Origin of the sequence: Actinoplanes sp. CA-015351 (assembly GCF_050955685.1) — a bacterium.
In the GTDB taxonomy this organism is placed as follows: Bacteria; Actinomycetota; Actinomycetes; order Mycobacteriales; family Micromonosporaceae; genus Actinoplanes.
The window spans coordinates 3,222,167-3,234,862 of sequence record NZ_CP192102.1 but is presented as its reverse complement, the minus strand read 5'-3'; the positions used below and the strand labels follow the sequence as shown (position 1 = coordinate 3,234,862).

The 12,696-nt window shown below is 67.8% G+C and carries 7 protein-coding genes; 4 read left to right on the top strand and 3 right to left on the bottom strand.

What is annotated here, in order from left to right:
• Positions 1-926: 926 nt before the first annotated feature.
• Together ACQP2E_RS14535 and ACQP2E_RS14530 are read right to left on the bottom strand one after the other, a co-directional pair.
• Positions 927-1,358, bottom strand: a complete 432-nt coding sequence (locus ACQP2E_RS14535; RefSeq protein ID WP_433831822.1) for a peptidoglycan-binding domain-containing protein — start codon at positions 1,356-1,358, stop codon at positions 927-929.
• Between the two features lie 338 nt (positions 1,359-1,696).
• Positions 1,697-4,132, bottom strand: a complete 2,436-nt coding sequence (locus tag ACQP2E_RS14530; protein ID WP_433831820.1) for a phosphoketolase family protein — start codon at positions 4,130-4,132, stop codon at positions 1,697-1,699.
• Positions 4,133-4,333: 201 nt separating this feature from the next.
• Here ACQP2E_RS14530 and ACQP2E_RS14525 point away from each other — a divergent pair, with 201 nt between their 5' ends.
• The 4 genes from ACQP2E_RS14525 to ACQP2E_RS14510 all read left to right on the top strand — a co-directional run bounded on the left by ACQP2E_RS14525 (position 4,334) and on the right by ACQP2E_RS14510 (position 10,389).
• Positions 4,334-4,636: a hypothetical protein gene (locus tag ACQP2E_RS14525; protein ID WP_433831819.1), complete on the top strand. Its 303-nt coding sequence runs from the start codon at positions 4,334-4,336 to the stop codon at positions 4,634-4,636.
• Between the two features lie 79 nt (positions 4,637-4,715).
• Positions 4,716-6,122: a hypothetical protein gene (locus ACQP2E_RS14520; RefSeq protein ID WP_433831817.1), complete on the top strand. Its 1,407-nt coding sequence runs from the start codon at positions 4,716-4,718 to the stop codon at positions 6,120-6,122.
• Positions 6,123-6,124: 2 nt separating this feature from the next.
• Complete coding sequence (locus ACQP2E_RS14515; protein ID WP_433831815.1) at positions 6,125-7,345, top strand: glycosyltransferase family 2 protein; 1,221 nt, start codon at positions 6,125-6,127, stop codon at positions 7,343-7,345.
• A gap of 74 nt (positions 7,346-7,419) precedes the next feature.
• A complete protein-coding gene (locus tag ACQP2E_RS14510; protein WP_433831813.1) occupies positions 7,420-10,389 on the top strand; it encodes an NACHT domain-containing protein in 2,970 nt (989 codons plus the stop codon).
• Between the two features lie 40 nt (positions 10,390-10,429).
• Here the strand turns inward: ACQP2E_RS14510 and yicI are convergent, their stop codons facing one another.
• On the bottom strand, positions 10,430-12,682 hold the full coding sequence (yicI, locus tag ACQP2E_RS14505; protein WP_433831811.1) for an alpha-xylosidase: 2,253 nt from the start codon (positions 12,680-12,682) through the stop codon (positions 10,430-10,432).
• Between the last annotated feature and the right edge of the window lie 14 nt (positions 12,683-12,696).

Here is a 12,696-nt window from a genome sequence, read left to right as displayed (position 1 = left end):
TGCTCTGTTCTGCCCGCGACGCTTGGATCTTGTGGACTTCCCCGCAGACGTGTCCGCACAACTCCACAAGATCGAACAGGCCCCCGCCGATCTTGCGGAGTTACACGCAAACGGCTCGCCGAACTCCACAAGATCGGCGAAGCACCGCGCTCACCACGCCGAAACTGAGAAGCACCGCGCTCACCACGCCGAAACTGAGAAGCACCGCGCTCACCACGCCGAAACTGAGAAGCACCGCGTCCACCACGCCGGATCCGTGACGCACCGCGCTGGCCGAACCCAGGAGACCGGTAGGGCATGGAACACTCACGACTTCCAAGATCAGCACTGTCCACCCACTGTGGTCGCACAGCGTCACCACAAAGCACGCAAAAAACCCGCAACCGACACGCCATGGACGGCCGTCCCGCAAACTCGTGCACTCGTGGTCGATCGGCCGGCCGAACCGCACAAGATCTCCGAGCGGCACCGCGCACCGAGAAACCGCCACGCCGCCACCGCTCCACAATGGCGAAACCCGAGGTGAGCAGAACTCGCCAAAATCGGCAAGGAACCGCCAACCTCCCCGCGCGCTCGATTGCCACTCCGCCAAGCGCTCCGCTCCCGCGGCAGGGGCCGCATACCGCCAGGCGCTCCGGCTAACGAGGGACGTGGCGCATACCGCCAGGCGCTCCGGCTAACGAGGGACGTGGCGCATACCGCCAGGGGCTCCGGCTAACGAGGGACATGGCGCGTACCGCCGGCCGGCTCCGCTCGCACAAAGGGGCGGCGCGCGACGAGCCAGCGGCGCTGGACGGCACTGAGCGCCAGCCGCTCCGGCCGGCGCTCAGTGCCTCTGACGCCTACCTCCCCGCGGTCCAGGCACGTTCGAGTCACCAGGCGGGTGGAATCTGCCTAGATCCGGGGAGGTGCGGGATATTCGGGGACTACGCCGCCTGCTGGAGCTCGGCGGCCTGCTCGCGGCTGATCAGGGCCTGCCACGTCGCGCGGCCGACGACACCGTCGGCGGGGATCGCGGCGCTCTGCTGGAACGCGCGCACCGCCTGCTCGGTCGCGGGCCCGTAGACCCCGTCGACCGACGTGGGAAACTCCCGCTGCACGCCGCGGACCGCGTTGCCCTGTGCGCCGGGGCGTACCTCGACGATCAGCGCCTCCCACGTCGCCGGGCAGACCACGCCGTTGTCCGGGAGGCTCTTGGCCCACTGGAACGCGCGTACCGCGTCGCCGGTCTGTGCGCCGAAGACGCCGTCCACCGTGACGGTCTGGCCGTGGGCCAGCAACAGGAATTGCAGGGTGGTAACCGAGTGGTCCTTCGCGCCCTGCCGGGTCGTCGGCCAAGGGCTCCGTGTGGCGGCCATAGAGGGGTCCCCTTCCTCATCGTCGAGCGACGGGTGTTGTGCTCCCCTCACTTTCGCTTAACCATGCCGTTGATTAAAAGGGTGAGACATGTCTCGGCCACAGATTCTTCGGAAAGAATTTCGATCGACTGACCGATTCGCACCCATCATCGTGTGCTAACGCGCGTGAATGTGAGAATTCCACCCCGGAAACGCGCAGCGTCGCGCACTCCGGAGTGGAATATCCCACCTCACAAGATCAGCGGATCAGTGAGCAATTTTCAACCTGGCATCGGGCCTGAAGCCGCCGGGCCGTTGTCCGGCGCCGGCAAGCGAGGCCCTCGCCACGTTGAAAAGGCTCAGTGCTCGGCCCAGTCCCCCAGCGACCAGTCGCGCACCTCGGGCATGTCCTCCAGGTGCTCGACGACGTACTGCTCGTGCCGTTCGAGCTGTGACTCGCACCAGGCCTTGAGCTCGGTGGCGCCGGCCGGCAGCCGCCGTGCGTTGTTGATCGCGTCGATCACCAGGTGGTACCGCGACGCCCGGTTACGGACCGTCATGTCGAACGGCGTGGTCGTGGTGCCCTGCTCGATGAAGCCGCGTACCCGGAACCGGTCGGCGTCCGGTCGCCCGTGCACCAGCTGGTGAATGGCGCCCGGGTACCCGTGGAAGGCGAACACCACGTCGACGTGATCGGTGAACAGCTCCCGGAACTGCGTCTCGCTCATCCCGTGCGGGTGATCCTTCGGCCGCGGCAGCGTCATCAGGTCGACGACGTTGACGACACGCACCGTCAAACGCGGCAGCTTCTCCTTGAGGATCTGCGCGGCCGCCACGGTCTCCATGGTCACCACGTCACCGGCGCAGGCCAGGACGATGTCCGGGTCGCTGGTGTCGTCGTCGTTGCCGGCCCACTCCCAGACACCGGCGCCCCGGCGGCAGTGCTCGATCGCGGTGTCCATGTCGAGCCACTGCAGCTGCGGCTGCTTGTCGATCACGATGAGGTTGATGTACGACCGCGACCGGAAGCAGTGGTCCGCGACCGAGAGCAGCGTGTTCGCGTCCGGCGGCAGGTACACCCGGGCCACGTCGCCACGCTGGGTCAGCACGTTCTGGATCAGGCCGGGGCCCTGGTGCGAGAAGCCGTTGTGGTCGTTGCGCCAGGCCGTCGAGGTGAGCAGGATGTTCAGGCTCGGCACCTTGGCACGCCAGGGCAGGTGGCTGGCCTCCTGGAGCCACTTGCCGTGCTGGATCGTCTGCGACGCGCTGACCATGGCGAACGCCTCGTACGTGGCGAACATGCCGTGCCGGCCGGTCAGGTTGTACCCCTCCAGCCAGCCGTGGCAGTTGTGCTCGGACAGCACCTCCATGACCCGGCCGTCCCGGCTGAGCTTCACGTCCTCGTCGTTGACCGACTCCATGAAGCCTCGGTCGGAGACCTCGAAGACCGCGCCGAGGCGATTGCTGTTCGTCTCGTCCGGGCAGAACAGCCGGAACCGGTCGGGGTTGCGCGTGTAGATGTCGCGCATCATCTCGCCGAGCTTGCGGGTCGACTCGGCCCGGCCCTGCGCCGGCTGCTTCACGTCGACCGCGTAGTCACGGAAGTCCGGCAGGTCCAGGTCGCGGGTGAGCACCCCGCCGTTGGCGTGCGGGCTGGCGCTCATCCGCAGGTCACCGTCGGGCGCCTGGTCCTTGATGATCTGCACCGGCGCGCCATCACGATCAAAAAGTTCCTCCGGACGGTACGACTTGAGCCACTTCTCCAGCTCCGCCAGGTGCTCCGGGTTGCCCCGCACACCGGAGAGCGGCACCTGGTGCGAACGCCACGTGCCGGTCACGGTGATCCCGTCGATCTTCTCGGGACCGGTCCAGCCTTTCGGCGTACGCAAAATGATCAGTGGCCAGCGCGGGCGCGTACCGTCCCAGTCGCCGCCGCGAGCGGCGTCCTGGATCTTCCGGATCCGGCCCCAGGCTTGGGCGAGCCCTTCGGCGAAGCGGTGGTGTATGCCGGGCAGGTCGTCCCCGCCCACCTCGATGATCTCGTACCCATGGCCTTCGAGAAGTTTGCGCACCTCGGCGGGGTCCTTGCGGGCCAGCACGGTCGGTCCGGCGATCTTCGCGCCGTTGAGGTGCAGGATCGGCAGGACCGCGCCGTCGTGCGCCGGGTTGATGAACGAGATGCCCTTCCAGGAGCCTTCGAGCGGCCCGGTCTCGGCCTCGCCGTCGCCGACCACCGCGATGGTGAGCAGATCGGGGTTGTCCATCACCGAGCCGAAAGCGTGCACCAGCACATAACCGAGCTCGCCGCCCTCGTGGATCGAGCCGGGCGTCGTCACCGACACGTGCGACGGGATGCCGCCGGGGCTGGAGAACTGCCGGAACAGCCGCAGCACGCCGCCTGCGTCCTGGCTGACCTTCGGGTAGATCTCCGAGTACGTGCCCTCCAGATAACCGGCCGCGACCAGCGCCGGCCCGCCATGGCCGGGCCCGGCCAGATAGATCGTCTGCTGGCCGGTCTTCTTGATCAGGCGGGAGACGTGCGCGTAGATGAAGGAGAGGCCCGGACTGGTCCCCCAGTGCCCGAGCAGGCGGGGCTTGATGTGCTCGGTGACGAGCGGCTCCTGCAACAGAGCGTTGCCCTGGAGGTAGATCTGCCCGATGGTCAGATAATTGTTCGCCCGCCACCAGGCGTCGAGGCCCGCGACCTCGTTCTCGTCGGGTTCCGCCAGACTGCGCACGAGCTCGTCGTGGTCGAGCGCGCTGGCCCGGTTCTCCGAAACGGCGGTCACGGTCATTCCCCTCGATTGATCTGCCAGAGTCCTGACTGATGTCCCGATCAACGTATCGATCCGACGTCCGTGGGACATGGGTCTTCGGACCCTGCTCCTCAGGGCACGTTACCCACGCCCACCCGCCGGAAGCGCCGATCGCAGATGAAGCTCCCGTAAAGTCGACGGCCACCTCCGGAATGGAGCAATGTCGCGGTCGCTCAGTACGTGGATGCCGTCAGGTTGCTCGGCGACAAGGACAGCAAGGTCGTCGCCGCCCTGGAAAAGATCGCCGGCGGCGCCCTGCTGGCCGGCACGCCCGATCCTTCCCGACCTGCTGGGCTGGTTCGACGCTGCCGAGCCCGCAGCGATCAGCGGCGGCCACCTCGCCCAGGTGAGTGCGCCAGCGCACACCCAGCCGTGTGTTACGTCCACAAGTCTGTGTGGGATAGATCAAACCGCATGGCGACGGGCTCACAAATTATTCAGCTTGCTGTTATTTTCGGCGCTCCCGTGATGACGCCCGGATGAATTCGGGTCGTCGCGGCATCGACGAACTCCTGACAGGAACGGCTGAAACCCTACTTTGACCGACGACTCACCGTCCACAATGTCCGAACCGCGGGGGCGATTCACCGGACTTCCGGCATGGATGAGGCGGCACGCCGTTCTCCTCGTGGTCCTCGTGGCCGCGATCACCCTGCGTCTACTCGTACTGCGGGCCTACCCGTACGCGTTCTGGCTCGCCGACAGCCTGGCCTACACCGAATTCGCCACGCTGGACCACCCGAGCCCGATCCGCCCGTACGGATATTCCGCATTCCTGATCCCCTTTATGTCCTGGCCGCTGATCACCGTGGCGATCGTCCAGCACCTGCTGGTCCTCGGGCTGCTCGTCCTCACGTACGCCTTCCTGCTGCGCCGCGGCGTGCGGCCGTGGCTGGCCGGTCTCGCCATCGCGCCGTTCGCCCTGATCGGCCGGGCCGTCACGCTGGAGCACGCGGTTCTCGCCGAGACGGTGTTCGTGGTCCTGGCCGGCGTCGCGCTGATCATGCTGGCCTGGCGCAAGCGAACCCCGGCGTGGGCGGCGGCGCTGGCCGGCCTGCTGATCGGTGCGGCAACCCTGACCCGATCGGTCGGCCTGCCGCTGGCGGCGCTCTGCGTCGCGTTCCTGCTGGTGCGCTGGTCCGGGTGGCGGCCGCTCGCCGGTTTCGTGGTGGCCCTGGTGCTGCCGCTCAGCGGGTACCTGGTCTGGTACCACGACTACCACGGCGTCTACTCGTTCGGGCAGTTCCAGGGCAGGTTCCTCTACGGCCGGGTGCAGACGTTCGCCGACTGCGACCGGATTCCCTCGCTGACCGGCCAGGAGCCTCTGCTCTGCGACCCGACGCCGGTCAGCAAGCGGCCGGAGCGCCCGGACTACTACGTGTGGGTGAAGACCCAGCCCGGCATGGTGCACGCCGGCCGCCTCCAGGACGACCCGCTGCTCAGCTCGTTCGCGACGAAGGCGATCCTGGCCCAGCCCGGTGACTTCCTCACCATGCTGGTCCGCGAGACGTCCTGGCACTTCGACAGGCACCCACCGGTCTCGGCCGCGTACGACTGCGACATCTTCGGCAAGTACGACCTGCCGGCCGAGCCGGGCACCAACTGCGCGATGCGGAACTACACCGCGATCACTGAGCAGAACGTGGTCCCGGAGGGCAGCACGCTCTCGGCCACGCCGCTGCGGAAGGCGCTCTGGGGCTGGTCGCTGGTGACCACGTACCTGATGGGCCCCTTCCTCGCCGTGCTGTTGCTCGTCCTGCTGGCCGGGGTGGTCTGGCCGTTGCGCGGCGGCTGGCGGTCGCGCTGGAACGCGCTGCTGTTCGGCGCCGCCGGCCTCGGCCTGATCGTCGCCTCGGTCGCCACCTCCATGTACGAGCCCCGGTACGCCGTACCGGCGCTGTTCTTCCTGCCGATCGGCGCCGCTCTGGCGCTGACCCGGCCCGACGCCGACACATCCACGGGGAGTTAAGAATGTCCGACGAACTCGAGATAACCGTCCTGCTGCCCTGCCTCAACGAGGCGGAGACCCTGGAGGTCTGCGTCCGCAAGGCCCTGGCCAGCCTCGCCGAACTCGGTGTCGCGGGTGAGGTGCTGGTCAGCGACAACGGATCCACCGACGGCTCGCAGGCGATCGCCGAGGCGGCCGGCGCCCGGGTGGTGCACGCCCCGATCCGCGGTTACGGCGGCGCCCTGCTCAACGGCATCGACCAGGCCCGCGGCAAGTACATCATCATGGCGGACGCCGACGACTCCTACGACCTGGCGAACCTGGGCCCGTTCATCGAGCAGCTGCGCGCCGGGTACGACCTGGTCATGGGCAACCGGTTCCGCGGCGGCATCGAGCCGGGCGCCATGCCGGTGCTGCACAAGTACCTCGGCAACCCGGTGCTCTCCTGGCTCGGCCGGGCGTTGTTCAAGCTGGACGGCGTCCGTGACTTCCACTGCGGCATCCGCGGCTTCAGCCGGGACCGGATCCGCAAGCTCGGCCTCTGCATGCCGGGCATGGAGTTCGCCTCCGAGGTGGTGGTGCGCGCGGCCCTCGCCGGATATCGGATGACCGAGGTGCCGACCACCCTGCGCAAGGACGGCCGCAGCCGCCCGCCGCACCTGCGCACCTGGCGCGACGGCTGGCGTCACCTGCGCTTCCTGCTGGTCTTCGCGCCGAACCGGACTCTGGTCTGGCCGGGCCTGGCACTCTTCGCGCTCAGCCTGGTCGGCGCTGTCACGCTGGCGTTCACCCCGGTGACGGTGGCCGGCGTGACCTTCGACGTGAACGCCCTGGCATACGCCTGCGCCACCCTGCTGGTCGGCGCCCAACTCTTCCTGTTCGGCGGATTCGCACAGATCTACGGCCGGGTCGAAGGCATCGTGCGCGACCGTCAGCTGACCCGCTGGGTGCGCTGGCTCAGCTTCGAACGCTGCGTCGTCATCGGCCTGAGCCTGATCACCGTCGGCCTGGCCGGCACCGTTGCCGCCCTCTCCGACTGGGGCCTGGCCGGCTTCGGCGACCTCGACCCGCGAGGCACGATCCGCCTGGTCCTGCCGTCGGTCGCCGCCATCGCCCTCGGCTTCACGGTGACCTTCTCCGGCCTCTTCGCCAGCCTGCTCACTCTCCGCGGCCTCACCCCGCCGGCCGCCGGCCAGACCGCGGTGGTCCCGCAACTGCGCACCGACGAGCCGTCGCTGGCCTGACCCCAACCCCGAGATCGGCCCGGCCAGGACTTCCTGTCCGGGTCCTTTCTTGCGTACGCGTCCAGAATGGAATGATGCCGAGGAGTCTCAGCTACACCGACGCCGTACGGTTGCTCGGCGGGCAGGACAGCACAGTCGTCGCGGCCATCGAGAAGCTCGCCGGTGGCGTTCTGCTCGTCGCCGCGCCCGGGGTCACCGAGCTGCTGAGCTGGTTCGACGCCAAGGGCGAGTTCGTCCGGCTCAGTCACGAGCTGGTTCGCGGCCTCTACGGAAAACGCCTGTCCCGGTACGGCCGCACCGAACGCCTGGATGCCGCCCGCAACGTGATCGTGCTTGTCGCCTTCTTCGAGTCGCTGCCCCGTGAGCTGGGCGACCTGAACCGGACCAGGCTCGACCAGATCGCCTTCGCCCGCCTGGCCGGTGGCGAGAAACGGGTCGTGGCCGACCGCCGGGCCGGTTACCTGGTGGAGCTGATGCAGTCGGCCGGCTCACCGCGCCCGACACCGCAGCAGTCACCCGAGGTCTTCGTGGCGAATCTGCGCGACGAGTACCGGGCGCTGTCCGACGCCATGACCGAGCTGCTCGACGACCTCGCGCTCGCCACCGATCTCAGCGAGCCCGACCTGCGGCGGATCTACAACGACCTGGAGGCCCTGCCGGACCGGGCGGTCTCCCGGTACCAGGATCTGTTCCGTCAGCTGGTCGCCGACTTCCCCGAGCTGGCCTGCTGGGCGAGCCAGCAGGAGCACCGTGCCACCAGGGCCGCCCTGGCCGGCCTCGAAGAGCAGCTCCGGGACATCTCCACCGGCCGTGAACCCGACGAGCGCCGCGAATCGCTGGCCCGCGCCTACCGCGCCGCACTCCGGGAGAAGGTCGTCGACGCTCCGGACGGAATCGAGGCGCCGCGGCTCGGCGACGCGTACCTTCCACCCCGGTTCCGGGTCGCGGACGTGCCCTCGGCCGCCCGGGTCAGCGACGAGTCCTGGTGGGCGGAGATCCCGGTGCGCGACGATCTGGAGGAATTCCTGGTCGGGCATCTCACGTCACCGCAGGCGACCCGCGCTCCCCTGCTCGTTCTCGGTCAGCCCGGCGCCGGCAAGTCGGTGCTCACCACTGTGCTGGCGGCCCGGCTGCCGGCCGCCGACTTCCTGCCGATCCGGGTGGTGCTGCGCGAGACGCCGGCCACCGACGAGCTGCAGGACCAGATCGAGCACGCCATCCGCCAGGCGACCGGCGAACGCGTCGACTGGCCGGCCCTGTCCCGCAGCGCCGGCGACGCCATGCCGGTGATCCTGCTCGACGGCTTCGACGAGCTGCTTCAGGCAGCAGGCGTGAGCCAGACCGATTACCTCACGAAGGTGGCACGCTTCCAGCGCCGCGAAGCTGATCAGAACCGGCCGGTCGCCGTGATCGTGACAAGCCGGACCGCGGTCGCCGACCGGGCCAGCGCGCCTGCCGAGACGGTCGCGCTGCGCCTGGAACCCTTCGACGATCAGCGGATCACCACCTGGCTGGACACCTGGAACCACACGAACGCCACGAACCTCGCCTCCCGCCGGTTGTCACCGCTGACACCGCACGCCGTCCTGGCCCACCGCGAGCTGGCCGAACAGCCGTTGCTGCTGCTCATGCTGGCTCTCTACGACGCCGACGGCAACGCCCTCCAGCGCGCCGGCGAGAACCTGCGCACCCACGAGCTCTACGAACGGCTCCTGGGCACCTTCGCGACCCGCGAAATCACCAAACACCGCCCCGGCCTACCGGACCGCGACCTGGAACTCGCGGTCGAGGAGGAGCTGCGCCGCCTCTCGGTGGTCGCGTTCGCCATGTTCAACCGAGCCGCGCAGTGGGTGACCGAAGCCGATCTCGAGACCGACCTCACCGCTCTCTTCGGCCCGGCCACCAGACAGGGCGGCCTGCGCGCCCAGCTGCGGCCCGCCGAGCTGACGCTCGGCAGATTCTTCTTCATCCACCGCGCGCGGGCCTCCCGAGACCAGACCTCCCTGCAGACGTACGAGTTCCTGCACGCCACCTTCGGCGAGTACCTGGTCGCCCGCTTCACCTGGCAGGTGCTTCGTGACATGGCCGCCCGCAGCCAAGCCACAGCGATGTCACTGACCGCCCCACCCTCGGACGACGACCTGCTCCGCGCGCTGCTGTCCTTCCAGCCCCTCTGCTCACGAGGGCCAGTGATCGGCTTCCTCTCCGACCTCGCATCACCAGCTGGGCCGGAGGAACGGTCGGCTCTCCGGGAGTTGTTGATACGGCTGGTCCGCACGGTGAACCACAGCCTGCCCACCCATCGGTTCGCCGACTACCGGCCGGCTACGCCTGGCGAGCCCACGCGATATGCCGCCTACGGCGCGAACCTGCTCCTGCTCATCCTCTGCGTGTCGTCGACCGTACAGGCGAGCGACCTGTTCGAGGGCAGCCTCGACGTGGTCGAGTCATGGCACGACCAGGCCCTTCTCTGGCGTTCCCAGCTCACCAATGAGGGCTGGACCAGCCTGGTCGACACGATCGCCCTGGAAAGGGTCTGGGAGGACTCGCTGCGCGACGTCCGCCTGAGCATCGGCGGGAACGATGTGGTTCCTGTCGTCGATCTCTATTGGACCCTCGATGTCCCACCAGGGAGCACACAGCTGCTGGCGGGAGTCCCGATCTATCACCACACGCACTCGGACAGGCTGCGCAAGAAGGCGTGGTTCCAGTGCAGCATCCAGGACGACCTCGCCCAGCATGCACTGGAACCCCTGGCCCGGGCATTCGGCGCCTCGGTCAATACACTCTTCGCGTTCAGCGAAGACGAGATCCTGGCGGCAGCGAACGTTCTCCTCCAACTGATGACCAATCCGGCACCGGAAACCTATCGACGAGCAGCAAAGGTCACAGAGGCGATCCTCACGCCTTGGCCGTGGAGCGAATCGCTGCGATACGCCACACTTGTTCGCCACCGGCTCAGAGGAGACCCGCAGGTCGACCCGGCGACGGCTGCTCATGTGCTCGCGGCCCTGCGCGAATTGGGATATGCCGACGACATGTGACCGGCGGCATCTCGTAAATGCCGCCGGTCATATGTCGCTGCTACTCGGTGGTGAGAGTGCAGCTGTTCTCGGTGGCGGGGACCTCGGTCACCGTGGTGCCCAGTTGGACGTTCCAGGGGAGCTCGGCTCCGGCGCGCTCGACGCGCACGGTTTCGCCATGCCATTGCACGCTGAAGACCGTTTCGGCTTCTGCTGGGCCGGGGACCGTGACTGTTTGCGTACCGTTGGCGGGTGGTTCGAAGAGGCGCAGGGTGACGCCGTCGCGGTAGTCGTAGTCGGGGCGGTCGACGCGGGCGCCGACCGGGATGGCCGCGCCCGGGCGGACCAGGAGCGGGACGCTGCCGAAGCCGTGCACTTCGTCAACCCAGCGAGGGCCTTCGATGACATCGCCGGTCAGGAAGCTGGTCCAGCGGCCGGCCGGGAGGTAATAGCTGACCTCGCCGGCGGTGCTGAAGACCGGGGCCACCAGCAGGTCACCGCCCAGTAGGTATTGACGGTCCAGGTAGTTCACGGCCGGGTCGCCGGGGAAACCGAGGACCATCGGGCGCATCACCGGCAGGCCGGTTTCGTGCGCTTCGCGGGCGGCGCCGAACAGGTACGGCATCAGGCTGTATTTGAGGTGGGTGAACGACCGCAGGACGTCGGAGGATTCGTCGTCGAAGTTCCACGGGACGCGGTACGACGTGCTGCCGTGCAATCGGCTGTGGGAGGACAGCAGTCCGAAAGCGATCCATCGCTTGAAGACGGCCGGGTCCGGCATCCCTTCGAAGCCGCCGATGTCGTGGCTCCAGAATCCGAAACCGGACGACATCAGGGAAAGGCCGCCGCGCAGGCTTTCCGCCATCGATTCGTAGGTGCTGGAGTTGTCGCCGCCCCAGTGCACCGGGAATTGCTGGCCGCCGACAGTGGCGGAGCGGGCGAAGAGGACCGCCTCACCCTCGCCTTTAGCAGAGCGCAAAACGTCGAAGACGACCTGGTTGTAGATCTGCGTGTAGTAGTTGTGCATCCGCTCCGGGTCGGAACCGTCATGCCAGACCACGTCGGTCGGGACCCGTTCGCCGAAGTCGGACTTGAAGGCGTCGACACCCATCTCGACAAGCACCCGCAATTTGTCCGAATACCAAGCGCGTGCCTCCGGGTTGGTGAAGTCGACAAGGCCCATGCCCGCCTGCCACAGGTCCCATTGGAAGACGTCGCCGTTGGCTCGCTTGACCAGGTAACCCTTCTCCCGGCCCTCGGCGAAGAGCGCGGACCGCTGCGCGATGTACGGGTTGATCCAGAGGCAGACCTTCAGACCCCGTCCGGCGAGGCGTTTCAGCATGCCCGGCGGATCCGGAAAGGTACGCGTGTCCCACTCGAAATCGCACCACGAGAACTCGCGCATCCAGAACGTGTCGAAGTGGAACACGCTCAGCGGCAGATCCCGCTCGGCCATTCCGTCGATGAACGTGTTCACCGTGTCCTCGTCATAGGACGTGGTGAACGACGTGGTCAGCCAGAGCCCGAACGACCAGGCCGGCGGCAGCGCGGGCCGGCCGGTCAGCGCGGTGTACTTGCGGATCACGTCGGCCGGGGTGGGACCGTGAATGATCAGGTACGACAGGCTCTGCCCGGCGACGCTGAACTGGGTCCGGGACACCATCTCCGAGGCAACCTCGAAGGACACCTTGCCCGGGTGGTCGACGAGGACGCCGTACCCGCCGGTGGTGAGGTAGAACGGAACGTTCTTGTACGCCTGCTCGCTGCTGGTCCCGCCGTCCTCGTTCCAGACGTCGATGCTCTGACCGTTCTTGACCAGTGGGCCGAAGCGCTCGCCGAGGCCGTAGACGGTCTCGCCGACTCCAATATCCAGCTGCTCGTGGACAAAGTGCTCGCCAGCAAGAGTGTCGACGACACCCATACCCTTCCAGCCGCTGCCGGTGATCCGCTTGCCATCGACGAGGAAGTCGAGTCCCCAGTGCTCGCCGTCGGAGAATCGCGCGGTCAGCGCACCCGAGGTGAGCGAGACGGCGTCAACGGCGACGTCGACCGGCGAGGACGTAATCGAGAAGTTCGGGAATTGTGCGACTGATCCCTGGAAATGGTCGATGGTGACCCGGATGACGTCCGGTGCCGGCGCGGCCAGCGTGACCGTGATCAGCGGCGCGTTCAGCGTGTCGCCACGGCCCCGCACCGGCTTGGTGGCGGCATAGACGGTCAGCGAGTCCGGCGCCGTCGAACTGTCCACAACATGCGCGGGGTGCAGCACGGTTATCCCGTCCCGCTTACGCCAATAGCCGTCGGTGAACTTCATGAGTGTCCTTTACA

What these genes read in the sequence shown, in the direction of transcription:
- ACQP2E_RS14510 (WP_433831813.1), top strand. Translation starts at nt 7,420, where the DNA reads ATGCCGAGGAGTCTCAGCTACACCGACGCCGTACGGTTGCTCGGCGGG.
- yicI (WP_433831811.1), bottom strand. Translation starts at nt 12,682, where the DNA reads ATGAAGTTCACCGACGGCTATTGGCGTAAGCGGGACGGGATAACCGTG.
- ACQP2E_RS14535 (WP_433831822.1), bottom strand. Translation starts at nt 1,358, where the DNA reads ATGGCCGCCACACGGAGCCCTTGGCCGACGACCCGGCAGGGCGCGAAG.
- ACQP2E_RS14530 (WP_433831820.1), bottom strand. Translation starts at nt 4,132, where the DNA reads ATGACCGTGACCGCCGTTTCGGAGAACCGGGCCAGCGCGCTCGACCAC.
- ACQP2E_RS14520 (WP_433831817.1), top strand. Translation starts at nt 4,716, where the DNA reads ATGTCCGAACCGCGGGGGCGATTCACCGGACTTCCGGCATGGATGAGG.
- ACQP2E_RS14515 (WP_433831815.1), top strand. Translation starts at nt 6,125, where the DNA reads ATGTCCGACGAACTCGAGATAACCGTCCTGCTGCCCTGCCTCAACGAG.